The sequence below is a fragment of the Pectobacterium hainanensis genome (assembly GCF_046237015.1).
GTDB lineage: Bacteria > Pseudomonadota > Gammaproteobacteria > Enterobacterales > Enterobacteriaceae > JBJYIN01.
In genome coordinates this window covers 1-22,579 of the sequence record NZ_JBJYIN010000003.1, presented here as the reverse complement: position 1 = coordinate 22,579, position 22,579 = coordinate 1, and the positions used below count along the sequence as shown (strand labels likewise).

The 22,579-nt window shown below is 45.8% G+C and carries 29 protein-coding genes and 2 pseudogenes; 14 read left to right on the top strand and 17 right to left on the bottom strand.

Features of this window, described 5'->3' with window-relative positions; translation table 11 throughout:
• Positions 1-100: 100 nt before the first annotated feature.
• Positions 101-1,072, bottom strand: a complete 972-nt coding sequence (locus ACKPVM_RS03700; RefSeq protein ID WP_409307009.1) for a LysR family transcriptional regulator — start codon at positions 1,070-1,072, stop codon at positions 101-103.
• Positions 1,073-1,164: 92 nt separating this feature from the next.
• On the opposite strand from ACKPVM_RS03700, the gene ACKPVM_RS03695 reads away from it, so the two are divergent.
• The gene (locus ACKPVM_RS03695) at positions 1,165-1,641 is read left to right on the top strand and encodes a GNAT family N-acetyltransferase (protein ID WP_409307007.1); all 477 of its coding nucleotides are present in this window, start codon (positions 1,165-1,167) and stop codon (positions 1,639-1,641) included.
• A gap of 74 nt (positions 1,642-1,715) precedes the next feature.
• Here the strand turns inward: ACKPVM_RS03695 and ACKPVM_RS03690 are convergent.
• A pseudogene (locus tag ACKPVM_RS03690) lies at positions 1,716-1,961 on the bottom strand (transposase); the annotation flags it as partial.
• A 151-nt stretch (positions 1,962-2,112) separates the two neighbouring features.
• Between ACKPVM_RS03690 and ACKPVM_RS03685 the strand changes: the two are divergent.
• Together ACKPVM_RS03685 and ACKPVM_RS03680 are read left to right on the top strand one after the other, a co-directional pair.
• On the top strand, positions 2,113-2,424 hold the full coding sequence (locus tag ACKPVM_RS03685; RefSeq protein WP_409307378.1) for a type II toxin-antitoxin system HigB family toxin: 312 nt from the start codon (positions 2,113-2,115) through the stop codon (positions 2,422-2,424).
• Entirely contained in the window at positions 2,421-2,840 is a 420-nt protein-coding gene (locus ACKPVM_RS03680) for a helix-turn-helix domain-containing protein (RefSeq protein WP_409307005.1), read from the top strand. The genes ACKPVM_RS03685 and ACKPVM_RS03680 overlap by 4 nt, the downstream gene beginning before the upstream one ends.
• Before the next feature lie 244 nt (positions 2,841-3,084).
• On the opposite strand, the gene ACKPVM_RS03675 is transcribed toward ACKPVM_RS03680, so the two are convergent.
• Positions 3,085-4,362, bottom strand: a complete 1,278-nt coding sequence (locus ACKPVM_RS03675) for a DUF1835 domain-containing protein (protein ID WP_409307004.1) — start codon at positions 4,360-4,362, stop codon at positions 3,085-3,087.
• A gap of 377 nt (positions 4,363-4,739) precedes the next feature.
• On the opposite strand from ACKPVM_RS03675, the gene ACKPVM_RS03670 reads away from it, so the two are divergent.
• The 3 genes from ACKPVM_RS03670 (at position 4,740) to ACKPVM_RS03660 (ending at position 6,817) form a co-directional block, all read left to right on the top strand.
• Positions 4,740-5,087, top strand: a complete 348-nt coding sequence (locus ACKPVM_RS03670; RefSeq protein ID WP_409307002.1) for a DUF6404 family protein — start codon at positions 4,740-4,742, stop codon at positions 5,085-5,087.
• Positions 5,088-5,248: 161 nt separating this feature from the next.
• Complete coding sequence (locus ACKPVM_RS03665) at positions 5,249-5,818, top strand: hypothetical protein (protein ID WP_409307000.1); 570 nt, start codon at positions 5,249-5,251, stop codon at positions 5,816-5,818.
• 183 nt (positions 5,819-6,001) lie between these two features.
• Positions 6,002-6,817 carry a hypothetical protein gene (locus tag ACKPVM_RS03660; protein WP_409306999.1) on the top strand — a complete coding sequence of 272 codons (816 nt, stop codon included), beginning with the start codon at positions 6,002-6,004 and terminating at the stop codon, positions 6,815-6,817.
• Positions 6,818-7,000: 183 nt separating this feature from the next.
• Here the strand turns inward: ACKPVM_RS03660 and ACKPVM_RS03655 are convergent, their stop codons facing one another.
• From ACKPVM_RS03655 to ACKPVM_RS03640, 4 genes are all read right to left on the bottom strand, one after another.
• Positions 7,001-7,921, bottom strand: coding sequence for a bifunctional helix-turn-helix transcriptional regulator/GNAT family N-acetyltransferase (locus tag ACKPVM_RS03655; protein ID WP_409306997.1), 921 nt, complete (start codon positions 7,919-7,921; stop codon positions 7,001-7,003).
• A 333-nt stretch (positions 7,922-8,254) separates the two neighbouring features.
• A complete protein-coding gene (locus tag ACKPVM_RS03650; RefSeq protein ID WP_409306996.1) occupies positions 8,255-9,118 on the bottom strand; it encodes an efflux RND transporter periplasmic adaptor subunit in 864 nt (287 codons plus the stop codon).
• A complete protein-coding gene (locus ACKPVM_RS03645) occupies positions 9,115-9,330 on the bottom strand; it encodes a DUF1656 domain-containing protein (RefSeq protein ID WP_409306994.1) in 216 nt (71 codons plus the stop codon). The genes ACKPVM_RS03650 and ACKPVM_RS03645 overlap by 4 nt, the downstream gene beginning before the upstream one ends.
• Positions 9,323-11,329: an FUSC family protein gene (locus ACKPVM_RS03640; protein ID WP_409307377.1), complete on the bottom strand. Its 2,007-nt coding sequence runs from the start codon at positions 11,327-11,329 to the stop codon at positions 9,323-9,325. The genes ACKPVM_RS03645 and ACKPVM_RS03640 overlap by 8 nt, the downstream gene beginning before the upstream one ends.
• 128 nt (positions 11,330-11,457) lie before the next feature.
• Here ACKPVM_RS03640 and ACKPVM_RS03635 point away from each other — a divergent pair, with 128 nt between their 5' ends.
• Positions 11,458-12,240 carry an AraC family transcriptional regulator gene (locus tag ACKPVM_RS03635; RefSeq protein WP_409306993.1) on the top strand — a complete coding sequence of 261 codons (783 nt, stop codon included), beginning with the start codon at positions 11,458-11,460 and terminating at the stop codon, positions 12,238-12,240.
• A gap of 70 nt (positions 12,241-12,310) precedes the next feature.
• Here the strand turns inward: ACKPVM_RS03635 and ACKPVM_RS03630 are convergent, their stop codons facing one another.
• From ACKPVM_RS03630 to ACKPVM_RS03615, 4 genes are read right to left on the bottom strand one after another with little or no spacing between them, the layout of a single operon-like run.
• Positions 12,311-12,466: a hypothetical protein gene (locus ACKPVM_RS03630; RefSeq protein WP_409306992.1), complete on the bottom strand. Its 156-nt coding sequence runs from the start codon at positions 12,464-12,466 to the stop codon at positions 12,311-12,313.
• Between the two features lie 5 nt (positions 12,467-12,471).
• Positions 12,472-12,831: a hypothetical protein gene (locus ACKPVM_RS03625; RefSeq protein ID WP_409306990.1), complete on the bottom strand. Its 360-nt coding sequence runs from the start codon at positions 12,829-12,831 to the stop codon at positions 12,472-12,474.
• On the bottom strand, positions 12,824-13,213 hold the full coding sequence (locus tag ACKPVM_RS03620) for a hypothetical protein (RefSeq protein WP_409306989.1): 390 nt from the start codon (positions 13,211-13,213) through the stop codon (positions 12,824-12,826). The genes ACKPVM_RS03625 and ACKPVM_RS03620 overlap by 8 nt, the downstream gene beginning before the upstream one ends.
• Positions 13,214-13,249: 36 nt before the next feature.
• Positions 13,250-13,567: a hypothetical protein gene (locus tag ACKPVM_RS03615; protein WP_409306987.1), complete on the bottom strand. Its 318-nt coding sequence runs from the start codon at positions 13,565-13,567 to the stop codon at positions 13,250-13,252.
• Positions 13,568-13,769: 202 nt separating this feature from the next.
• Here ACKPVM_RS03615 and ACKPVM_RS03610 point away from each other — a divergent pair, with 202 nt between their 5' ends.
• Positions 13,770-14,357, top strand: a complete 588-nt coding sequence (locus ACKPVM_RS03610) for a hypothetical protein (protein WP_409306985.1) — start codon at positions 13,770-13,772, stop codon at positions 14,355-14,357.
• On the opposite strand, the gene ACKPVM_RS03605 is transcribed toward ACKPVM_RS03610, so the two are convergent.
• The 5 genes from ACKPVM_RS03605 to aztA form a co-directional block, all read right to left on the bottom strand.
• On the bottom strand, positions 14,284-14,580 hold the full coding sequence (locus ACKPVM_RS03605) for a hypothetical protein (protein WP_409306984.1): 297 nt from the start codon (positions 14,578-14,580) through the stop codon (positions 14,284-14,286). The two genes, ACKPVM_RS03610 and ACKPVM_RS03605, sit on opposite strands and share 74 nt — an antisense overlap.
• Positions 14,581-14,708: 128 nt before the next feature.
• Positions 14,709-15,968, bottom strand: a complete 1,260-nt coding sequence (gene aztD, locus ACKPVM_RS03600; protein ID WP_409306982.1) for a zinc metallochaperone AztD — start codon at positions 15,966-15,968, stop codon at positions 14,709-14,711.
• A 19-nt stretch (positions 15,969-15,987) separates the two neighbouring features.
• A complete protein-coding gene (aztC, locus tag ACKPVM_RS03595; RefSeq protein ID WP_409306980.1) occupies positions 15,988-16,941 on the bottom strand; it encodes a zinc ABC transporter substrate-binding protein AztC in 954 nt (317 codons plus the stop codon).
• A gap of 19 nt (positions 16,942-16,960) precedes the next feature.
• The gene (aztB, locus tag ACKPVM_RS03590; RefSeq protein WP_409306978.1) at positions 16,961-17,845 is read right to left on the bottom strand and encodes a zinc ABC transporter permease AztB; all 885 of its coding nucleotides are present in this window, start codon (positions 17,843-17,845) and stop codon (positions 16,961-16,963) included.
• Positions 17,842-18,591: a zinc ABC transporter ATP-binding protein AztA gene (gene aztA, locus ACKPVM_RS03585; RefSeq protein WP_409306977.1), complete on the bottom strand. Its 750-nt coding sequence runs from the start codon at positions 18,589-18,591 to the stop codon at positions 17,842-17,844. The genes aztB and aztA overlap by 4 nt, the downstream gene beginning before the upstream one ends.
• Before the next feature lie 190 nt (positions 18,592-18,781).
• Between aztA and ACKPVM_RS03580 the strand changes: the two genes are divergently transcribed.
• The 5 genes and pseudogenes from ACKPVM_RS03580 to ACKPVM_RS03560 all read left to right on the top strand — a co-directional run bounded on the left by ACKPVM_RS03580 (position 18,782) and on the right by ACKPVM_RS03560 (position 21,876).
• Positions 18,782-19,183, top strand: coding sequence for an RHS repeat-associated core domain-containing protein (locus ACKPVM_RS03580; RefSeq protein ID WP_409306975.1), 402 nt, complete (start codon positions 18,782-18,784; stop codon positions 19,181-19,183).
• Entirely contained in the window at positions 19,184-19,690 is a 507-nt protein-coding gene (locus ACKPVM_RS03575) for a hypothetical protein (RefSeq protein ID WP_409306973.1), read from the top strand.
• Positions 19,691-20,060: 370 nt separating this feature from the next.
• A complete protein-coding gene (locus ACKPVM_RS03570; RefSeq protein WP_409306971.1) occupies positions 20,061-20,324 on the top strand; it encodes a hypothetical protein in 264 nt (87 codons plus the stop codon).
• A gap of 75 nt (positions 20,325-20,399) precedes the next feature.
• A pseudogene (locus tag ACKPVM_RS03565) lies at positions 20,400-20,648 on the top strand (SUKH-3 domain-containing protein); the annotation flags it as partial.
• 760 nt (positions 20,649-21,408) lie between these two features.
• Positions 21,409-21,876: a hypothetical protein gene (locus tag ACKPVM_RS03560; RefSeq protein WP_409306970.1), complete on the top strand. Its 468-nt coding sequence runs from the start codon at positions 21,409-21,411 to the stop codon at positions 21,874-21,876.
• Positions 21,877-21,880: 4 nt separating this feature from the next.
• On the opposite strand, the gene ACKPVM_RS03555 is transcribed toward ACKPVM_RS03560, so the two are convergent.
• Positions 21,881-22,015 (bottom strand): hypothetical protein, encoded by a 135-nt coding sequence (locus ACKPVM_RS03555; RefSeq protein WP_409306968.1) that lies wholly within the window; start codon positions 22,013-22,015, stop codon positions 21,881-21,883.
• Between the two features lie 192 nt (positions 22,016-22,207).
• Between ACKPVM_RS03555 and ACKPVM_RS03550 the strand changes: the two genes are divergently transcribed.
• Positions 22,208-22,495 (top strand): hypothetical protein, encoded by a 288-nt coding sequence (locus tag ACKPVM_RS03550; protein WP_409306967.1) that lies wholly within the window; start codon positions 22,208-22,210, stop codon positions 22,493-22,495.
• Positions 22,496-22,579: the final 84 nt, after the last annotated feature.

The window sequence follows — 22,579 nt, the reverse complement described above, 5'->3', positions numbered from 1 at the left end:
TGCTCAACGAGAGGCCGAGAAAAATGCCAGGCTATGAATTACCCGCAGGCGGTTTAATCGGTGTGTTGCGTCCATCGATTGAATTCACCGCCGCAGCAGTTTAAGGCGTTGTCCTCAGATAGCGATCTCCTGTAATTTCCTTCTGCCTTAAATTAATCTCTTTCGCCAGCGTTTGCAGTTTCGCCTTCAGCCAGTTAGTCGCACCTCGCTGACCACTCCGTTTATGGGAAAAAATCTTCACTTCAAACGAGCGTATCGCGAACGGTAATGGAAAAATCTTGATATTCATTGCCGGAATGAGCTTCTCCGCGGCAAAACGGGGGATCGCCATCAGTAGATCACTTTCCGCAACAATAAACGGTGCGCTGAGCATAGACGGTGTTTTGATCGCTATCTGACGTGTATATCCCATCTTCTCAAGCTGTAAATCTAGAACACCCTTCTTTTCATTCCAGGGCGTCACTACAAGGTGCCGTGCGGCAAGATAATCCTCCAGCGTTAGCTGGGCTCGGTTAGTGTTGCTGATAACAACATACTCATCTTCGAACCAGCCGATCTCGTCCAGTTCCGGATGCCGGGTATCATCCGACGTGCTAAATCCAAGCGCTAGATCCACTTCTCCTGCCAGCAGTTCCGTCAGCGCTGGGCTGTGTGGCAGATAGAGTAGCTCAAAGCGCAAGCCGGGCGCTTCGTGCTGTAGTCTGTGCATCAAGGCAGGGAAAATACAAAACGCAGTAAAATCCGTAATCGCAATCTGTAAACATTCCGTACTGGCGGCGGCTGCAAACTCCGTTTGCGGCGTCAGCTCCTGATTGAGGAATTTCAGTGACGAAGCAATAGAAGGCGCAAGCTGTATGGCATATACGCTGGGGCACATATGGTGTCCTTCCCGGTAAAATAACGGATCATTGAGAGTGATACGCAGTCTTGATAGCGCATGGCTCAGCGCTGAGGTGCTCATCGCCAGTTCATCCGCTGCCAGACGAACGGAACGGTGACGATAAATCGCGTCAAAAACAGGGAGAAGGTTTAAATCAAGACGCCTTAATGTTGGATGCATAATATTCATCATTTGGTGATTTCATTGCACTTAATTCTCCTGACAATAACCCTTATGCTTAGTGCCATCAATATCGACACCATTCAGAAATGACAGGAAAACTAATGAGTATCACGATTCGCCAGGCCCGTCCGGAAGATGCAACGGCAATTTACGATATGATCTATGAGCTGGCTGTGTATGAAAAGGCTCCGGAAGAAGTAGTCACTACGGCGGAAGAGATCCGGGAAACCCTCTTTAGTGCAGACAGTAAAACCGAAGCGTTGATCTGTGAGATTGAAGGTAAAACTGTAGGATATGCCGTTTTCTTCACCAGCTATTCTACATGGCTCGGGCGTAACGGTATTTATATGGAAGATTTGTATATTTCCCCTGATTATCGCGGGCAGGGCGCGGGAAGAGCGATGCTGAAAAGTATCGCGCAATGTGCAGTGAAGCGGCAGTGCGGCCGCCTTGAATGGAGTGTGCTGGACTGGAATCAGCCTGCCATTGATTTTTACCTGAGCATTGGTGCATTGCCGCAGTCTGAATGGGTACGCTATCGCCTTGACAGTGAAGCCCTGCTGAAATTTGCTGAATAAAAGTACCTTAATAGTGAGAAGACTCTGTCGAAGCGGAGTCTTCCTTGCTCTCCAACGCATCATCGACTTCAATGCTCAGATAACGACTGTACTTGGCGTTTGAGGCGGGCAATCTCTGCTGCCTGCTCACTCTCTCGCTCAGAGGACGTTGTCTGGCTCTGCTGCTTGCTACGCCAGTTATAGAGCTGGGATTCGTACAGACTGAGTTGACGGGCAGCGGCAGCAACACTGATGCGTTCTGCAAGCTTCAGGGCTTCGTTGCGAAATTCAGGTGTATGTTGCTTACGTGGCTTCTTACTGGTTGATATGGATTTTGTCATATGAGCTACCTTAGTCGCGTGTCCACTATTGGCGGGTAGGATCAGGATTTTGGCGAGGTTATGAAATGAAAAGTTAGCGTTCACATATTGTAAACGGGAAAAGGGCAGTGCTATCATGTTTACATAATGTAAACGGATGGAACGACCGCAAGTGCACGTAATTTCAAAAGAGCCTTTTGAGGAAGCGGCAAAGCGATATCCCAACGATTCGTTAGCCATTCGGGCGCTGTACCGCTTAGTGCGCGAGACGGATTTCTCTTCTCCAACTGAGATGCGAACTCTGATGCCGAGCCTGGATAATTTTAAGTACCGGAATAAGTGGTGGGTTTTGGATGTAGGAGGCAACAACTTAAGGGTTATCGCCTATATCAATTTCGTGAATAAGCGCTTCTATGTGAGGCACATCGTAACCCACGCTGATTACGACAAGTTGACCCGCTATTACAGGGAGAACAAAGAATGATTACCGACACTGCAAAAGCCATTGAAGCAACCAAACAACTCGTAGCTGCTGTCCCCTTCCTAGGGGGGAGTTCGTCCGAGAGCGATTACCGAGAAGCGATGGCGCTGGTGGACTACCTGATCGAGAACGACGACGAGAGCCCACTTATTGACTTCCTGGCAAGTAAGATTGCCGACTATGAAGATAACAGCCCCCGTTTCGCTGAATTCAACAAAGCTATCGCTGAAATGCCGGTCGGCGTTGCACTGCTGCGTACCCTGATTGACCAGCACAAGCTGTCTTACTCTGATCTCAAAGAGGAGATCGGATCTAAATCACTGGTTAGCCAGATTCTGTCTGGCCAGCGCTCTTTGACCATCGCCCACATTAAGGCACTGTCGGCTCGTTTTGGTGTGAAACCAGAATGGTTTTTATAACAAATTAAATTATGTTGAATAGACGTTAATTTGCCTGTGAATGTTACCCACTATTGCAGATGAGTTTCGTGCACCTACGTGGGATGGCGAATTGATCTGTCAGCAACATCATATTCAGTCTGCTTGGCAGATGCCAAAATCGAGATGTGAATTGCCACAGATAGCTTAGACGCTTCGGAGTCCTTGATAACGTTGCTGTGGCGATTCTGATGCACTACGCAATCTGATTACGTCACTTCCACTTTTATCTGTTCTTTAATTTATTCAAAACCGAGTTATTCCACACTGGCTTGTTATTTTCATCAAGCATCCAATGGGCGTGGCCTGGTTTGATACACACCCCTCCTATCCATCGTTCATGCGTGGCGTAATCAGGCCAGTAAGCCGCGCCAGTTAAGACTTCACGCCCCAACGGAGTAATCGTCAATGTGTGTTCTGTCCATTCCTTATGAACGTCGCGTTCTACAAGGAGTGGCTGATCCGTATCGATAAGAGGGCGCATCAAACTATGAAACATCATGTCGCCAAGGAACGGTAGTGGTTCACGTATCCGCGTAAGCTCATTAAATACTCTGCGGAAAGTGACAGCACCTCTTTCATTTACAATTTCCAGAGCCAGACGTTCAGTCAGGGATAATCCTCCACTAATCGCAGGTAATTCCTGTAACTGCCTTAGCAAGGCAGGAGCCAGAAAGGGTAAGGGGGCGTGATGGCGATCCGCCATACTGGCAAGCTCAACCGGTGAATGACTGCAAAAAGCTGACCAGGCTTGCCTGGCCAACTGTAACATGTCTCTATTTACTGGTTTACGTTGTGACCATAGCCAGGCCAATACATCGGGAGCGAGCTGACCGATCCCGATAAATCTCGATACACCGGGTATTCCATTGACTTGTATAAGTTCCAGCTTCGGCGGCAAACGGTCAAGTCCGGCCAATAAGCGAACTAAAAAGAGCTGATCATATGTGTCCGCTTCGCACCACAGAACGTTGTGGTTATCTCCTTCTAACAACGCGAGACTTTTATATTCTTCTTCAAGACGGTGTAACGCTTCATTATGTGGTATTCCGAATGTGCGGCTGATATAGCCACTCCGCATGTTCTTAAATTCATCAAAATGTAAATATCTAACAGGCCCTATGCATAAAGGGTCGGTTAACGTACGGAAATTACCCTTGAAGCCAGCAATTTTTAGGTTGTGCGCGATATCGTTGCCGCAGCGCCAATGTGTTGTGAGCTCTTCATCACTGGTTTTGAAATCCGGGTTCCTGGCAGCAAAACTAATCGCATCGACATGAGCTTTAAGTTTCATCCAGCTACTGAACCCCAATTTTCTGGCAATCAACCACTGCGCATCGGTTAAGGTGGGTTTTGAACGAGGGTTTCCAGTTGAAAGCCAGGAATAAGATTCTGGAGATGCCGTGCCATTTCTTAAATGTCTAAGAAGTTCTTTGGCAAGTTTACGCTGATAGTCCAGGTTGATTTTACCGCTTTCTGGCTGCGGCTTAGCTTTTGTAGACATACGATCTCCTGACACAAACCTTTTCCGCTTTGAGGCTGGAGTCGTAACAGTGTATTTGAATGAAAGTACCTGGGCGCAGCCCTTTCCGCGGATGGAGGCGTGGAGAACACCTCGGCAGAATATAGCTGATTAAATATACGCTTACAATAGACGTATCCACTCAGTAGCCGATAGCTGTCATGGCTTACTCCCAATGGTTGAGATATTTGGGCCTGACCTCTGTCCATCGGTTGAACTTATAGCCATAAGCGGATCTAACCAGGCTATTTTGAGTTAAGATGCCGGGTGAAGGTCGGCACGATTCCGTTCAGATGTGAAGGCAAACAATCACATGAGAGTTCACACAAACGGACCAAGCGTCATTCCGGGAGGAAGAGATGAGTTTTGAGCGAAAAAAGGAACGCGTACTTTCCATTATGGAAAGTAAAAACATGTGGCGCAGCAACTATGCTCCGCCTCTGCTGCGTGGATTATGGAAGTTAGGGCTAAAGATCCCGCCATTACCTTTCGCTTCATTCTGGCAAATCACAATCACGATGGGGTTTGGATTTGGTCTTGTATGGGGGCTCGTTATGTGGTTTTTCACATGGCAAGGTATGGGTGTTCAACCCTTCTGGGCGGTATTCAGAAGTCTCTCCTGTGGGATTTTGTTTGGCGTAGTAATGGCCGCGTTTCACGGGTGGCGTAAAAAGGCCAATGACCTGCCAGACTGGAAAAATCTGTAATTGACTTACAAACGATGCAGCGTCCTCTCCTGATACTATGATAGATCGAATGATTGAAACCGGTTCGGAAGTTATGATAACCAGAGATGGACATTTGTAAGTCGTGTCTTAAAGAAATTGTCCGGATGTCACAGAGGAAATAGCGAACAGAAATGGCTGACATGATGAAATATTTATCGCTGCTGGTAGTGATTGTTCTGGCAGGGTGTACAAGTGCGCCAAACTTGCCGCCTACCGATACCATTGTAGCTGTTAAACCTATTGAGTCCGGCATTATTGCCAGCTCAGCGAAATACAGTTACCGTTTTTTTCGTAACGGTGTGCCGCAGGAATATCAGCGCTATAAGACATTTTATGAACGCTTTCATCAACAGGCCTCCGGAGTGCGGGTTAACTTTGTGGTAGAACAGCATGAGGTGACAGCAGAGTACCTAGTGGTGATTGATAAGCGCAAACTGGATGCTGGGCAGCATACCGCGCTGGTCAATGAGTATCAGGCGGTGCAGATTGATAACGATCGCCTCGGTGTTTTGTTTAAAGCGGCAGGGTTTTGGTCTTCATCGTATGCTCCAGAACTGGCAGCCCCTTACCAGTTGGAACGCCCAGTGGTGGTATCAATCAATGATAAAACCAAAACGCTGAGCACTCTTGGAACTGTCGCCCTGATCCCTTTAGTCCCCTTGTTTCCGCTGGTCATGATGTATGGATGCGCCACTGGGCCCTGTGTATAAGGAAAATAACCGCTTCTGAAATGGCTTGGCTTTACCGGGGGAGCGACAAGGCGGTCATGATAAAACCTCCAACTCCGCAGACATTATAGATTCATGATGTTTGCCAAGAACGAAGGTTTGTTATCTCTTTCCCCAGACTGGTTTATATTGACCTTTTTTCACTGTCTCCTTACGGGATGTAGCATGTTTAAACACGTGATTGTTGTATTGGTTGTGACCCTACTCAGTGGCTGTGTCCGTCCAACAGCTCAGCCTGCCTCGCCTTCTGCTGTTGATAAAAAAGCGCTTATCGGAATCTGGGCGATGCTGCCATTAAAAAATGGTATCGCTAATGTTGTGGAGTTCCGTGCCGATGACCAGGCACTGCTACATTCATTTAACTGTGAAAACCCGCAGGTAAAAATGGGTGTTGAGCAATCTCACTATGCGGTTGACAAAAGCAGCCAGACTATTCGTCTGACATCGTCCGACCATGTCACTCAACTGAAGATTCTTGGTATCGTTGGGCGGGCGATGAAGCTGAAACAGCCTATTGGTTTTGAGAATGAAAGCCTGACCTTTTCCTATCTGAAGGTGGCGCAAGTCGTGCCCTTGTGTGAAATGTATAAATCAGAGGACAAAAGTCAAAAGACGGCCTTTAAGCCCAGTGACTTTATTGCGGCGCCGGTGATCCCTGAGCATAAAGATCTCGAGAAATTCGTTGGCAAATGGCAGTCAAAAAAAGCGACTCAGTTAGAGATCGTTAAGGATAAACAGGGTCGATTCACACTGTTCCAAGCGGCAGATGATAATTGGCGTTACCTGTTTAATAATGTGCGTTGGGTCGGCGACGAGTTGAATTTCGACAGCTATGCCTATTCCGAGAAGCCTAAGCTGTTTGATCATCCGTTCCACAAATCACAAATCCCGACTCAAATCCGCCTGTTGCCTAATGATAAAATGCGTATGACTATCGAAATTGATGGTGAGAAGAGCGCTTTTGAATTGACGCGAGAATAAGCTCACTCTGACAAAGAAACCGACCATATTGATGCCGTCGGTTTCTTTGTCAAAAAATACGCCCCTGCTGCAACCGTCTGACAAGCAAGCGTATCAGCGCGACTAACGCCGTAATTCGGCCTTATGGCATCACCTCTTCGGGGTCAACGCAGAAGGCGTAAACGTAATCAAATTTTTACGGTGTTATAGCTTCCTGAGCATGCAAATACCACAGCTGTTATGACCCGTATCACCCATCCTTTTAGCCAGATGACGGAATCCGAAAGCTTCATACAGTCGAACGGCATCCTTTAGTTCATCAAGCGTTTCGAGATAACAGGACTGGTATCCCATGGCTGTTGCCTGAGCGATAATGAAGGCAATCATACGCCTACCCATTCCCATGCCTTTTACGTCACTGCGGAAATACAGTTTCTGCATTTCACAGGTGCCTTTTTCACCGGATAGGGGAGCGATTCCTGCGCCTCCCACGATCCTACCGTTAGCCTCGGCAATCCAGTATCCTGCGGCTGGCTGATTGTAAACTTCGCTCAAACGTTCAAGCTCTGGATCATGAAGGCTGACGCCTTCCAGATGATCGATTTTATTCTCCCGGAAGCTGTTGCGTATGATCTCTGCTATAGCGATATTGTCTCTGGCCTCAATGGGGCGGAAAATCATCTCCGCTTCACGTTGGAGACGTGCATTGCGCAGGCTGTTGGAGAACCGCGTGATAGTTTGAACGAATTCCTTAACTTCTCCATCTGAGGATGAAGCAAGAGCTTCCTCTGTAAACCTGTCGGCATTTTCTTCCAGATATAAAAGTTGCTGTTTTCCTGATTGGCTTAAGCGAAATGTTGAGGCCCTGCCGTCATTCTCATCACGATCCCTTAGCAAGTATCCAGTATCAATCAGGGAGCGAAGGGTGCGGCTCATACTCGCCTTATCAACACAGAGTTTTGCAGCCAGTTCGGTTGCGCCATAGGGCTTATTGTTCAGTTCAATTAAAATATGGCTCTGAAGGGGGGATAACTCTGTTCCGCTGCTTTTACGGCTGAGCATGCCAAGTTCTCTGACCATTTCTCGTAATGCAGCACGGAAGTGGCGTACTTCATCTTTCTTCATAAATTAGACCTGAATTGAATGACTGAGATTGATGATACACAAAGTAGTTAACAGTGTTAATTAGTTTATGTGCCATGCTGATACATCCATAAACAGATCTTTTGTCATGAATTATCCAAAGCGTAATAACAAAAATCACAGGAAACTTATTGAATTAACTGATTTTTCCCATCCTTTTATCTTACTCAGCCGTTATGCGGCATTTGTTTTTAACCCAGAGAGTCTTCTGGTTCTGACCCGAAAAGCGTCCTAAACCGTGCAGACAGCCACCCATATCTACACCGATGGCTGTCTGATTTTGATGTAAATTTACAGCAGCGATGTGATCCACCATCAAGGCGTCAGGGCGACGCTTGCTGACATACCTGCGACTAACTCAATTTCTTCGGGTAAGTTATCAATCTGAATACGAACAGGAATACGCTGTGCAAGCCGCACCCAGTTAAAAGTAGGTTCTACCTCTGGCAGACCCAGCCCACCCGTATCGTCGTTGCTGTCATTGATTCCGTGTCCGATGCTCTCAACGTGACCGGTGACGATAGGTTCAAATCCCATCAGTGCGATCTGTGCTGGGTTTCCCACACGGATATGGCGTAGTTTCGTCTCCTCAAAATAGCCAACAATCCAGAAACTACTGGCATCAATAATCGCAACTTTTGTCACGCCTGCTGTCGCATAGTCTCCTGGGCGAAGTCTGAGATGCGTGACATAGCCCGTTACTGGCGATCGAACGACAGCACGGGATAAATTGAGTTGAGCCAACTCCAGAGCGGCCAGCGCTCTCTGATAATTAGCCGTTGCGACATTTGCTGCGCTGCCTGTTTCTTGTAAGTCCTCTTTTGAAATCATCTCTTTGAGTTGGGTGCGTCGTGTGGCGGCGTTTTGGCGCATTAGCATTTCGTGGCGTCTGGCTTCAACGTCCGCTTTCGCGCTGGCTACGGCTAACTTCAACCAGTTTGGATCTATCGAATAGAGGATATCGCCACGATTCACCCGCTGATTATCTCTTACTGCGACGCTGCTTACTGGCCCGGAAACATCCGGCGCAATTTGCACCACATCAGCGCGAACTCTCCCATCCCGGGTCCACGGCTTCTGCGCATAATATTTCCACATGATGAAAGCGACGATGATCGCTATGCCGACTGCACTTAACGTAAGTGCATAGCGACCTAACAGAGAAAAAAATGATTTCATGCTAATAACCCCCACGCGTTCAGTCCCTGTAGCAGCAGGAAAAACGTAACAATATAAGTTGAGAAATCAATCAGCGGTCGACAAGGCAAACGGCGATAGACCTTACTGAAAGTGAAAAGAGGAACCAGTAACATCGTGCAAAGCAAGGTTATGAGCGCGATGACCAGCAAACCTGGAACAAAGACACCATCAATATTCACGTCACTAATCATCTGTCAGCCTTTTATCTTGTTCCATCAGTGCACAGCGCAGGTCAATCAGCCGGTAAATGAGTTGACGCAATGGTTCATGCATGGACGGAGAGTGGATCGCAATCATTGAATCAATACGCTGTTGTAAGATTCTGGTGTCTGCTTCTTGGGCGAGAAGGTGAAGAATTTCGTTAATCTCTGTCGCGATTTCTTCCCCTAATTGAGTACGTAAACGCCGTAAGTGCAGGGTGGTGAGGCCTATACGCAGATAATGCAACATCTGATTGAGCACCTGTCCCGACGATTGCTTGCTCCGCGGCAAACGAGGCAGCAGTAATGCCGTTCTATCAATCATTAGATTCGTCCAATACACGTCATTTGAAACCACACTCCTTTTGCTATGTCGGATGTCTCGCCTGCAAATTTTTAGCAGACGATGAATAGCAGCGTCTGCCTGCACCGTTTGCAGCAGACCCATGCTGACCACCGCAAAACCTGTCGCGACAAATAATGCAATGGCCGTGTTGACTGCCGTGACGAAGTCACCGCGGTAGTGAGCGTCTAACTCGGATAAAATGGGCAATGTCAGCGTAATGCCCATAGCCAGAAAGGTCGTAGGGGGCCGAGCTTGCAGCGATCCGGCTAGTAAATAGACCGGTGCGAGTACAGCAATCAGAACATTGAATTCGGTGACTTGAGGAAGAAGTATGCAGGTGTAAATCAGGCTGATCGCCACGCCATAAACTGAGCCGACAATATATTTGACAATATGGGGGGCTGGGGTATCAAAACTGCCAAATAACGTGCAGCAGACCCCGAGAATAGAGACTGCCATGGCACCATCGGGCCAGGCTGAATAAATCCATACCAGGCAGCCACTCAAGATGATGACGAAAGCCCCTAGCGCAGTACGCAGCGCGGTGAGGCTATCGCGATGGAAAACATAGCCTTTTGCCGCCTGATTTTCTGTCTGTAGGTGTACAGGTTTTGCATGATGGATGGCATCAGCAAGGCGATAGCACTGCTGCAAGAGGTCAAGCGCTTCCTGAAGGTATCGGCTGAAGCTCACTTGCAACTTTTCTTCAAATGTCCGCGCATTTGATTCTAATTGTTCCGCTAACGTAGCGCTTCGCTCTGTCAGCGTATCGCCTTGTTGTTTGCGTTCGTTCGCGTCTTCAACGATAAGCCAGCTTTTAACATCCTCCAGCAGCCTCTGTAGCGCGGGGGAAAATGCATTTATCATCGGCATACGATCGTGTAATTCGCTGTTCACAACCAACAACCGTGCCAGCCTGTCATGGATTATTTTTCTGGCATGCTGGGCGGGAACTGAGATGGCAAAGTCATAGGGGAGATGATGATTTACGCCCTGTAAGAACTGTAACGCGAGAGCCAGTTGTAGATTCCCTGCATTCCCGACGGATGTTCCCTTTAATGTGTCAGTAAGCATTTGCCGTGCGCTATGCAGCGTTTCCGACAGCTTGCGGTTAAACATCCCGGATAGACGTTTTGGAAAAACGTATCGATGTATCAAACCGACACAGAGTATGCCGATCATGATCTCCTGCACTCGGATGACCGCAATATCAAAAATTGCGCTGGGATCGAATACAGCAGGAAAACCAATCAGACTCGCGGTGTAACCAGCCAATACAAAGGCATAAGCGCGAGGTGTACGTTCAAGCAGTGAGAAGTAAAGACAAAGGGCAATCCAGCCAGCAAGTACGATGCTGCAAACAATCGGCATATTCACAAACGTCGGCACAATCAATACGGTTGCTGCGGCACCGATGACCGTTCCAACCAGACGATAGACGCTTCTGCTTAGTGAGGCCCCAACCGACGTTTGCGAAACAATATAGACAGTAACGATTGCCCAGGATGGCTTGTCCAGACCGATAGATAAGGCGAGGTAATAAGCCAACATCGCTGCCGCAAAGCTTTTGGCTGAGTACAGTAAGGCATTAGCATCGCTGAGTATGGAAGGGGAAGACAGTGCCACGCCGACGCGGTGAAACATGGCATATTGGTTCCGCAAAAAGTGGCGGTAACAGACGTATATTTTGCTCATGGCGCTCATTATTGCCGGGTTACAGGCCATGTTAAATACTATATTCTGTCAAAAAATCCCTAAATGCTGCCAATAACATGAAATCACAATATGCTAATACGCTGTTTGACCCTGACGCTACGCCATGCTCAGCCGTCGCGCGTCATCTCGATTTCATTGATTACGAAGCGGAAGTCCCACACCATACACACCGTAAGGGGCAATTAATTATCGTGCTTTACGGTGCGGTGACCTGTCGGACGGAAAACGATATCTGGATCGTGCCTCCGCACTGTGGCGTATGGATTCCAGGTGGCGTTTCGCATAGCGCTAAAGCGACCTGGAATGCACGCCTCAATTATTTATTCGTTGAACCCGGAACCGCTGCGCTTCCGGATAAATGTTGTACATTGGCGATCTCCCCGTTGATCAGAGAATTAGTTGACCGTTTAACACATGAGGCCATTGATTATCCGCCGGAAAGTCATGCCGCCAGACTCGCCAGAGTCACACTTGACGAATTAGCGGATATGCCACAGCAAAATCTCTGTTTGCCGGTTTCTGCGAATGCCAAAATACGTGAAATGGCTGATACGTTGGTCAGTTGTCCTGACGATCGAAGTACATCTAAAGAGTGGGCGAAAAGGCTGGCAGTAAGTGAACGAACGTTGGCACGATTGATGTTGCGTGAGACGGGGCTGACCTTCGGACGTTGGCGTCAGCAGCTTCATTTGATTATTGCGCTACAGGCGCTTGCCAGCGGTGTTCCCGTCCAAAATGTGGCGACCCAATTAGGGTATGAGTCCGTTAACGCGTTCATCACGATGTTTAGGAAAACAATGGGTAGCACACCTGCTCATTATTTTGCCGAACGGAAATAGTATAGAAACATTGTCCTCGGCGGTACTTAGGCTCTTTGACGTACCGCCGGGTAGGGAGGAAAGAGTGGGGTTATCTATTCTCTAAACCGAGTGCCTGACGCTCGGCACGGATCTGAGCTTCATTTTCCTGAATATATTGTGCAAGTTGCATCAAACCTGCTCGTATCTGTTTCCATTCACTCGGGTGTTCTTGCGCCAAATGTGCCTCCATTTCATGTTGAGACATGGTGGTCATTCCTTTGGTATCAGGCCGCAATCCAGTAGTAAGACGCCCGGTGATGGCCTGACCGGGTGATGGTTTAGGCTCAGTTCTGTCCAGTATTCCTGTTGATCGGTTTCGTGATCTTCCACAATGCGGTATTCCGATGAGGGAGTGGCCGTTTGGGGCATAGGAAGTTGAATGACGTTGGCGGCGGCAGTTATCTGGTGTTGCTGGCAAAATTGTAGACACTGAATGGCGTCATCAAGCTGCAATTTGCTCGGCAGGGCCGATGTATCACCCTGTGATAAACGGCCAATTGCCTCTGACCGTAAAGTATTCAACGCCGTGAGCGCTACCGCGAAACGGGAAGAGGTTTTATCGTCAGGCATCGGGGTGCTTATACGTTGGAAAAGGAACGTCCTGCTTTTTCAGCAATGAGACATCAATCAGGTAACCCAGCATAATCCGGTCATATTCCAGATCGGTACTTGTATATTGTTCCGGATCTCGGTTTACCCATGAATCTGTTACCCGAACGCCAGCAGGGGAGCCTTCCAGTTTCAGCGCATAGATAAAAAATCCGGTCCAGCTGCGATGAAAACGAAGCCAACCGTCCTCAAAATAGACAAACCATTTATCTTCCATTTGCTTTGGGATAATGCCTTGCCGCATTTTTTCAGCTTCTACATCGGTAAATAGTGCCTGAAAGTGAAGTGGCGCTGTCTGCTGCGGTGCGGGGGTGTGCTTCCAGTGGTGCGCTTGTGCCTGCATTAATTTGCTTCCTTGTTAATGAGTGACCGATTGGTGTTATTCCGGTTCCAGTCCATACATCTGGTATTCCCATTGAATGAATTCTTGAAAAGAGCCGGTAAAATCCACTCGGGGAAAATTGGCAAACTCCTTTTTCATAATCCAGGTCAGATGTACCACCGAGACACGATCCGTTTCCTGCGTATGCCGCACCAGAATATCATCATTACATTCACGGTAAGCAATCGCTGATACATCAATGCCATAAAGCGGGTGAATCGTTGGTAGCTCACGTTGGTACTCTGCCTGTAAAGCCTGCTGTTTTTGGCTGTCGGCGTATTCCCAGCCACTGGGGAGCGTGGGTTCAAGAGACATACGGCTTCTCCGTTAAATAGGAAGAGAGAAAACCCTATTATGCTGAAAGATGAGGAAAATATCTAAAATAAGATAATTAATCGTCCCGGCGGAAAGTGGTTATGGTATGGTTTTCAGCCGTCTGCATAGTAAAAAGAGTATTGATGCGATACCGACCTGTCGTTGAGTATCGGTCATTAGGGAAATTATTAGGGTGTCAGCAATGAAACCATTGGGATATATGGCGAAATTCATCGTGGCTTGTCCGCCATGGTTGCATACCTCGCAAGTCAAAACGGTCTGTTCAGTAAGCGCGTGTGTTTCATCTGATTTTACTGAGTGGATTGAATGCTGGCGACATAATGGATATTGGCTGTTTGATTCGCTCGACGTGATTGATGATATTGTCCGGGAAAAGCAGATCGATGCGACATCGCTAACTTATTTTTATTATGAAGGTGATGAAAGAGAGTATGACGATGCCCCAAATTGGGTTCGTTACGAACCTGAGCCGGATGTGCCAGTAAATGTAGAGATCCCTGTAAAAAAGGTACTCATCGGGTTCGACATCGTTTCATATACGACGAGTTATTCGGCTGAGTGTTCTCCGCTATCGTGTAATCATCTTGCGGAGAAGGTTCAGGTTAACGAGTATTGTTTGCTGGAAACAGCGGAGGCGGCGAGTACGTTGATTACATCAGGTGCGCTGACCGGCTGTGAACCCGGGCCTTACCGTATTATTGCTGTTTATCGTGTTGAGCGGCAGGACGACGCCGACGTTTCATCCAAAGTGCAACGATCAGTAGGGTGAGCAGTGTAAAAAACAGTGTAGGGCACAGAAAGGCACTCGCATCTTCGTGATAAACCACTGTCGCTTCCTCATCAAAGTATCGACCCAACTCATTGAATTTATCGCGATATGGCCAGTAAAGAGCAAGATAGAGCCAGCCGAATAACCCCGCCATCAGGGCTGAAAATATCGCGGCGATGCCAAGCAATATTTGTGAAAAACGCAGTTTTTCCCTGTTGTACACCGTCATCTCCTTATGCAGTTGATCAGATAAGCATTCTCCCCATTTGGGAACATGGGGAGAATACAACGAATCAGCTATTCAGGCGAGAAGGGCGTTCGACTCGATCCCACGCTTGTCGTCTATAATTATCAATGCGCGTGCTGTTCCGTACCATGATGTTCATGGGTGCCATGTTCGTGCTCACCTTCGTGCACTTTACCCGAACCGCCGACGGCAACAATATTAAAAGGCTGCCCTTCAACGTTGATTTCTCCCGTTTTCTTGAAGTTGACCGCATCTAATACATGAATTTTGCTTTTTAACGGATCGGTAACAAAAATTTTGTTATCCGCGACAGCAATGCGTGGACGAGGATCGTTCCAATGACCATCCATTGAGTACGGCTCGGTTAATTTGGTCGATTGCGTAATCTCACCTTTAAGCACATCGAGCTGATTTAACCGACCATCTTCCGTAAAGACATAGGCAAATTTCGATCTGATCGGATCCACGGCGAAATGAACGCGTCGGGTAGGGAGTTGGACCAGACGGAAGCTATCGGATTCGGTGGGATCAACCAGCACAACGCGGTCAGGCCCATAGTTACCGATGAAATACTGTAATCCTTTCCCTCCAATCAGCGTAGAGGCACTGCCTTCCGGTAACGATTTTGCATACGGCAAATGTTTGATTACGGGTGTCGCGCCTTTCTGCGTGATCAGCAGTAAACCCGTTCCGCAAGCGAGGGCATAGGTATCGCCTGAACCCGCTGAGCCATGCAAACCGGGGCATAGCGCATCTTCGCCCACTTTTTTCCCGTCAAGACCCACTACTCGGGCACCGATTGGACGTTTTGAGGCATCTTCAGGATTAGGGATAGAGACCACGACATAATTATCATAAGGAACGGCAACACCGTGATGAGGGGCAACGACATTCACTTTCGTTACCGCTTTTTTCCCATTGAGCACAGCTTGTTCACTCAAAATATCGGTGCTGGCCTCACCGTCAAACCATTGGGCAATTTTTCCCTGACGTTCAACAAAGTGCCCTGGTTTTTTACCCGTTAACTCAACATTCAGGAGTTTAGGAGGGTCAACATCAATGTCGGCATGGTCGCCGTGGTCGTGAAAACTAATACCGGAAGCGATTGTTGAAACAACCCCTGCGCTTCCCTGAACGGCGAAAACGGTCGCGCCACTTTCACTACGGTATAAGCTCGCCGGGCCTTTAATATTCAATGTTTCAAGCTTATCGCCGTCTAGCGCATCAATGATATTGACGACGGGCTTATCATGATCGGCGACAAATAGCCGCCACGCGGTAACATTTTCATCTGCCAGCGCGGACGTGCCGCTAAGACCAAGAAGCAGCGCTGAGATTGATGCAGATAATAAAAGTTTCTTCATGGTTATCTCCATTAATGAACTACTGGTGTGATTTTTTATGATGGTTTGTGGCATTGGTTATCATTGCCACGTTATGTTCCATCATCGCGAGATAGGTGGGAGCAGGCTCGTTTGATGCTGATAACGCATCTGAATAAAGCGTGCCCGCGACGGTGAGTTTGGCTTCTGAGGCAATTTGTTCGACTAAACGTGGATTAGAGATGTTTTCCGAAAATACGGCCGAGGCTTTATTCGCTTTTATCTCTTTCAAAATACCGGCAACATCCGCCGCTGAGGCTTCTGATTCTGTAGAAATACCTTGAGGTGAAAGAAAATGAATACCGTAAGCTTGCTCAAAGTATCTGAATGCATTATGGCCAACGACGACGGTTCGCTTATCCTGTGGAATAGCATTAATGGATGACGCTATTTTCTTTTCTAATTCTGTCAGTTGATGATCATAATTCTTGGCATTGTCCCGATAGAACTGGCAGCCTGATTGATCAACCGCGCAAAAGGCATCCGTAATATTTTTCACATACACTTTGGCATTTGAAATAGATTGCCAGGCATGTGGGTCGAAAGGCGCAGCGTGAAAAACCGCTTTACCCTCATAAAAGTGATAATGTCCGCCTGCGGGATCGCGAATGATATTTGCGCCTTTGGTTGTTTCAATCACCGGAGCCGAAGTTTCACTGGCCTGAACTAATCGGTTAATAAAACCTTCAAATTGCAAACCATTAATCAGAATAACGTCGGCTTTGGCCATGGCAATGGCATCCGCAGGTGACGGTTCATAAACGTGAGCATCACTGTTTGGGCCGACAATTGTCCTCAGTGCAATTCGATCTTTGCCGATGTTTTTCGCCATGTCACCGATAATAGAAAAACTCGCAATAACATTAATTTTCGCGTTCGCTTGTAACGGAGTTGCTACGAGGGATAACAATGCCGCCATGGTGATATACCATGGTAAAAACGTTGCCTTTTTCATTGGCGACTTTCTCCTCTGTTTATCTTTTTTTCAAAAAATTAAATGGGGTGTCTTTTATTAACCGTGAATGTTTCATCATGACAACGGAGGCAGAGACAAGATAAAAAACACCAGCAGACAATATGATTGCGGGGCCTGACGGTAGCGAAAAATGGAATGAAAATAGCAAACCACTTATACAGGCAAACATCCCCAACAAAATAGAAACGATACACATGGTTGCCACGCGTTTTGTCCAAAAACGAGCCGTTACCGCAGGTAATATCATGACTCCAACGGATAATAAGGTTCCAAGCGCCTGGAAACCGGCAACGAGATTTAAAACGACCAGCGATAAAAAAATAAAATGGACCGGCGATCCTAATCGTGAAACTGAACGTAAAAATAAGGGATCAAGGCATTCGGCAATTAACGCTCGCCAGAATATGAAAAAGGTCAGTAGCGTTATTAAGGCGACGACGGCAATTAAAATTAATGCGTCGCTATTTAAAGCGAGAACCGTACCAAACAGAACATGCATCAGGTCAACACTGGAGCCCCGTAACGATACGATAAGTACGCCGAGTGCCAGAGAGATCAGATAAAAGGCAGCCATTGACGCATCTTCTTTCTGTATCGTTAAGCGAGAGACGACGCCTGCACATACCGCCACAACCAGACCAGCGATTAAGCCGCCGATGGTCATGGGGAAAATCTCCAGTCCATACAGCAGAAACCCAAAGGCTGCGCCAGGAAGGATCGCGTGAGACATGGCATCACCAACCAGGCTCATACGTCGTAACGTTAAAAATACGCCAACCGGACAGGCCCCAAGGGAAAGGAGAAAGGAACCATACAGGGCGCGACGCATGAAACCGAATTCGATAAACGGGGCCATAAACCACTCATGAATCCATCCGATCATTTTACTGAAGCTCCCTCATGAAGACGCTTATCCCTCTGTCTATCCGACGTTACGGCAATATTTTGCATGTGTGGCAGCGCTTCCTGATGCATCACCGTGTTTGTCTCGCCCCATGCGACTAGCTCGCCATTAATGATGAGGGTTTCGGGAAAGTGCTTACATACCAGGTCGATATCATGAATCACCGTGAGGATGGTGCGTTTTTGAGCATGCCAGTGTTTAATCAGCGTTAGCATGTCGTGGATGGTGGTGGCATCGACAGCATTAAAGGGTTCATCAAGCAGAATGATATTGGCATCCTGTAGAACCACGCGGGCGAATAGCGCACGTTGCAGCTGTCCGCCTGATAGTGCGCTAAGCGGTTTTCTTTCAAATCCAGATAATCCTACGTGGGCCAATGCTTCAGTGACACGCTGACGATCCTGGGCGCGATGGCGCCGGAATAAGCCTCTTTCAGGCCATAAGCCGAGTGAAACTAAATCGATGACACACGCAGGAAAACTCCGATCTAACTCTGATATCTGGGGGAGGTAGGCTATCCGGGCGTCAGGGCTGGTACTGCATGAACCACTTAACGGGGCCAAAATGCCCGTGATGCCTTTAAGTAGCGTTGACTTGCCTGAGCCGTTGGGCCCAACCACGGCGGTAAGTGAGCCTCTGCGTATCGTACCGGTAATATTTCGTATTGCCGGGTGACCATCATATCCCAGCGTCAGGTTTGTTAACCGTACAGAGGTATTGCTCATGCCCGACATCATTCCATGTGAATTACGCTAAAAATGTTATGTTATAACGTAACTATTAAAGTGTAAATGAGAAATGTCGTGCGGTGGTCGAGATGGGATTCTTTGGCGTTTACGAAAACGACGAAAATATTCAATCAACCCTTAACTGATTGTCATTAATAGCTGATGTGTTTTTTGATCGAAAAAAGACGTGTTTACTTTGCGTGTTGCGCTTAACAGTAACGAGCAGGCTATTTTTAACCCGGAAGGAGAACTATCGCTGATAGGCTTCGCGCACCCGGGACTGGCCTTTGCGGGGCCGCATCGTGACAGCGAAAGCGGGCTATGTTATAACAACTTTCGGTTCTACGACCCGACTGGTGAGTACTACGTTTCGCCTGACCCGATAGGGAGGCTGGGGGGTGATAATAACTACGGGTATATGCCTAATCTCAATACGTGGGTTGGTCCATTTGGGTTAGCTGGTTGTAAAAATGAAATATACTATCGTACTATGAATCCGGACGGCTTTACACATTTACAAAAGACAGGGAGATTACGTATATTTAATTCTGGGATTGACGAGGAGACGAAAATAATGGAGGTATTTTAAATGAGCCCATATAATCAAGAACTGCTCAATCAGTTTTACTCTCAAAAACTTTCTAAAGAGGAGATAATAAAAATATTTGATCTTGGGTCCTATACGCCCATTGAGTTAATCTCAAAAGAGATAGAGAATGCATCCCAAAAAGAAAATGCTGATGAATTAGAGGATGCCATAACACTTATTTTTATTTTTAATGAAATAAAAATACCGGCAGAAAAATTAAATTTTTTATTGCTTGAACACTGGCACTATAAACATGAGGATATCGCTAGTCTGCTTCAGGATGTTAAATCAGAAAGCAGTGTTGAGTATTTATTCAAAGCCACCCAAGAAAATTACATATATTTATCATTTGATGATAGTCATGCATTGGCAGTAAAATGTATATGGGCTTTAGGAGATATAAATAGCGAGCGTGCCAAATTTAAATTATCCAAACTCTGTCAATCAAATATAGAAATAATTAAATTAAATGCAGAAAAACAATTAAGTAGATTATCACAATCATAGTTTATGATTACAAAAACAGGTGGTGGATTTTTGCCTACTGCAATACTTATAACGTTTTGGGGATGACAGATGAAACCTATTATTTGGGATCTTGCGGGTTTTAACATTTCTATTACTAACTATCCCTTCGGTTTTAAAAAAATCATCCGAAAGCTCTAATCTTGACATTGATTCTCTCTGTATTATTAATTCGTCCGAATGTGTTCATGTTTTTTCCGATAACGTTTCAATACAAAACGAAGCCACTTACTTCATTAAAAAAAATGAATTAGTCGTTACATCTAATAGCGCACTGATTTTTTATAAAACTCAAATATTAGATGAACTATATTTTTTACTAGATGAAAATTTTAAGTATCAAGGGTATTTATTGGTCAATGCTACTCATCATATTTATGGGCATACTAAAGAATGCGATGATGATATTTTTAATTCATTTTTAATAAATATGTTATATTTTTGCAGTCAAGAAGCATATGACGCAATGGATGACATGGACAATCATTACTTACTAATGATGAATCAATTGGAAGAAGAATGTTCCGTTTATCAAAATACTGACGTAAGATTATTACAAGTTATTGATTTTATAAAAAACCTCAAGTCAATATTTTACGATATAGAGGTAGATTGAATTTTACGCGTCAACAACTTTGGCAGAAAGAATGCCTAGTCCTAGCTTAGAAAGAAAGATACTAATAGACCTAGTAAGTTTTTCTATATAGACCCCGAAAAAGCTATTTTTGAGCTATACAAGGAACAAGTTGAAAGTTATGAAAAAATAACACAATGTCCTTTAGTTCCTATAGGTGAATGTGATAATGGATATATTATCCTCATGTATGGTAATGGTGTTATATACGGTATTTTTGATGAATGCATATATAAATATGGGAAGGACATTGAATCTTGTTTTGATGTTCTAATTAATGGCAAGGAAGCTATCAAAATTAATTAAAAATATCCTGAAGCGATCCCCACGATCCTTCCGGCTTTATTTTATCTGTTTAACCTCTTCTTTTACGGGCTTCGCCAGCCCGTACCCGGCAAACGCTTCACCGTCCCACAGGCAAGCCGAGGAACGGCTCGCGCCGCGCTAAACTCCGGTTCAACAGCAAGACGACTAATGGCAGCGGCTCGCGCCGCCGCTATGATGTGGCTTATGCAGACAGGGCAGTCACAGCGTAGCGGTAGCATGTCCGGAGCTAAAAGAGCGCGTCGGGATGTTCAGGTTAATGTGTTATTAACTAGGCCGAAAGTGACTTTTAAAAAGCAATTTGCATCAATAGGTTAAGTGCGATAAAAAGTATGGCGAGTACCGGATAATCTCGATGACCCGATAGGGGGCTGGGTGGGGAAAGTAATTACGGTTATGTGCATAACCCTGTCAGCTGGGTTGATCCGTTTGGGTTGGCTGGTTGTTCATCTAAAGGATTTAATAAAAGAGATAGCATTACCAGTCGCTGGACTGATCGTTTGACAGGGAAAAAGCCTGCGGATGTTCATGATTATTTAACGTCGAAAGGATGGTCGAGAACATATCTTCAGGCTGGCTCCCAGAAGAATATTCATGGGAATGACTACTGGAAAGTTTATCGTGATGTTAATGGCAAAGATGTTGTTTATGGGCGAATAGGCGCAGTGGGTTTGAAAATTATGATCTTATCACAGATTCGCTAGTTTATATTGATGGTGTCTTAATGAATGGTGGACGATAAATGATCGATATCAATGCCGATATTATTTCTAATAAATCGATTGGGAATATCGTTTTAGGCGATAATATTGAAGACTATTTCATTGAAATGTATTCAAATCATGTTGTTAGAGTTTTCGATTATTTTTTGCCTGATAATGAAAAAAGAATGGCGTATGTTGTTGATGAAACGATTACGATAGCGACATTATCTAACGGTTTAATTATATCTGTCGGATGCAATGAGAGATATAGGGGTCATTACATGAACTCTTTGCATACTGGAATGAGAATGTCTGATATCATTAAATTGACTGATAAACAACATATCTTTAATGGTTGTATCATAATTAATGATGATTTTGGTTTTTTAATTGATCTTCCCGAGCCATATGATGAAATAGCAGATGATATAGATCACATTCCTTTAGATATTCTTCTAAAAGAAGTGAGGGTTGCTGATTATTATTCATGGAAACCTAAAAAATAGGTAATTAGCCGGAAGCGATCCCACTGGCAAGTGGCGGAACGGCTCGTGCCGCGATAAACCCCGGCTCAACAGCAAAACGACTAATGGCAGCGGCGACAGCCGCTGCTATGCCTGTTCCACAGTCGGACAGGGCAGTCACAGCAGGGCGGTAGCGTGCCTGAAACTAAAGTTATTGGCCATAATAATGTATTGTAAGCAGTCGAATGAGGTGGAAACTTAGTGATAGACGGAATGCTAAACGAGCATTGAAGGTCCTATTTAAATGTGAAATACTATTTTATACAATAAAAATAATTGGTTGATATTTTATTAATGCAAATATGGAGTGTATATGCCTGCGTTATCGGAATATAGTAATGTATATAATACAGCGTTAAACATCCTTGATAAAAAAGGTTTTTCTGTATGGTATGACGAAAGTTTGGATATGTTTTGCGCTGAGAGGAATGGCTGGGATTTTATGTCCGAAACCCCATGTGGGTTGCTTGGTATTGTTTCAATTTATGAATATAAAAATCCTTCATCATATAATGAATATTGGTGGAAATTGGATGATAAAGATTTATATGTAAATATAAAAAAAGAAAAGCCTAGTTATAATTCCGTTAGTGGTGATTAATAAAATGATCCGGAAACGATCCCAACGATCTGTAGTCCCCCCTGAATTTAGTCTTACCGCTTAATAGAGTTCTCTGGTTAAAAT

What these genes read in the sequence shown, in the direction of transcription:
- ACKPVM_RS03665 (WP_409307000.1), top strand. Translation starts at nt 5,249, where the DNA reads ATGATGAAATATTTATCGCTGCTGGTAGTGATTGTTCTGGCAGGGTGT.
- ACKPVM_RS03630 (WP_409306992.1), bottom strand. Translation starts at nt 12,466, where the DNA reads ATGTCTCAACATGAAATGGAGGCACATTTGGCGCAAGAACACCCGAGT.
- ACKPVM_RS03655 (WP_409306997.1), bottom strand. Translation starts at nt 7,921, where the DNA reads ATGAAGAAAGATGAAGTACGCCACTTCCGTGCTGCATTACGAGAAATG.
- ACKPVM_RS03610 (WP_409306985.1), top strand. Translation starts at nt 13,770, where the DNA reads ATGAAACCATTGGGATATATGGCGAAATTCATCGTGGCTTGTCCGCCA.
- ACKPVM_RS03645 (WP_409306994.1), bottom strand. Translation starts at nt 9,330, where the DNA reads ATGATTAGTGACGTGAATATTGATGGTGTCTTTGTTCCAGGTTTGCTG.
- aztC (WP_409306980.1), bottom strand. Translation starts at nt 16,941, where the DNA reads ATGAAAAAGGCAACGTTTTTACCATGGTATATCACCATGGCGGCATTG.
- ACKPVM_RS03640 (WP_409307377.1), bottom strand. Translation starts at nt 11,329, where the DNA reads ATGTTTCACCGCGTCGGCGTGGCACTGTCTTCCCCTTCCATACTCAGC.
- ACKPVM_RS03625 (WP_409306990.1), bottom strand. Translation starts at nt 12,831, where the DNA reads ATGCCTGACGATAAAACCTCTTCCCGTTTCGCGGTAGCGCTCACGGCG.
- ACKPVM_RS03615 (WP_409306987.1), bottom strand. Translation starts at nt 13,567, where the DNA reads ATGTCTCTTGAACCCACGCTCCCCAGTGGCTGGGAATACGCCGACAGC.
- ACKPVM_RS03660 (WP_409306999.1), top strand. Translation starts at nt 6,002, where the DNA reads ATGTTTAAACACGTGATTGTTGTATTGGTTGTGACCCTACTCAGTGGC.
- ACKPVM_RS03650 (WP_409306996.1), bottom strand. Translation starts at nt 9,118, where the DNA reads ATGAAATCATTTTTTTCTCTGTTAGGTCGCTATGCACTTACGTTAAGT.
- ACKPVM_RS03560 (WP_409306970.1), top strand. Translation starts at nt 21,409, where the DNA reads ATGATCGATATCAATGCCGATATTATTTCTAATAAATCGATTGGGAAT.
- aztA (WP_409306977.1), bottom strand. Translation starts at nt 18,591, where the DNA reads ATGAGCAATACCTCTGTACGGTTAACAAACCTGACGCTGGGATATGAT.
- aztD (WP_409306982.1), bottom strand. Translation starts at nt 15,968, where the DNA reads ATGAAGAAACTTTTATTATCTGCATCAATCTCAGCGCTGCTTCTTGGT.
- ACKPVM_RS03635 (WP_409306993.1), top strand. Translation starts at nt 11,458, where the DNA reads ATGAAATCACAATATGCTAATACGCTGTTTGACCCTGACGCTACGCCA.
- ACKPVM_RS03680 (WP_409307005.1), top strand. Translation starts at nt 2,421, where the DNA reads ATGATTACCGACACTGCAAAAGCCATTGAAGCAACCAAACAACTCGTA.
- ACKPVM_RS03695 (WP_409307007.1), top strand. Translation starts at nt 1,165, where the DNA reads ATGAGTATCACGATTCGCCAGGCCCGTCCGGAAGATGCAACGGCAATT.
- ACKPVM_RS03675 (WP_409307004.1), bottom strand. Translation starts at nt 4,362, where the DNA reads ATGTCTACAAAAGCTAAGCCGCAGCCAGAAAGCGGTAAAATCAACCTG.
- aztB (WP_409306978.1), bottom strand. Translation starts at nt 17,845, where the DNA reads ATGATCGGATGGATTCATGAGTGGTTTATGGCCCCGTTTATCGAATTC.
- ACKPVM_RS03620 (WP_409306989.1), bottom strand. Translation starts at nt 13,213, where the DNA reads ATGCAGGCACAAGCGCACCACTGGAAGCACACCCCCGCACCGCAGCAG.
- ACKPVM_RS03700 (WP_409307009.1), bottom strand. Translation starts at nt 1,072, where the DNA reads ATGATGAATATTATGCATCCAACATTAAGGCGTCTTGATTTAAACCTT.
- ACKPVM_RS03670 (WP_409307002.1), top strand. Translation starts at nt 4,740, where the DNA reads ATGAGTTTTGAGCGAAAAAAGGAACGCGTACTTTCCATTATGGAAAGT.
- ACKPVM_RS03575 (WP_409306973.1), top strand. Translation starts at nt 19,184, where the DNA reads ATGAGCCCATATAATCAAGAACTGCTCAATCAGTTTTACTCTCAAAAA.
- ACKPVM_RS03550 (WP_409306967.1), top strand. Translation starts at nt 22,208, where the DNA reads ATGCCTGCGTTATCGGAATATAGTAATGTATATAATACAGCGTTAAAC.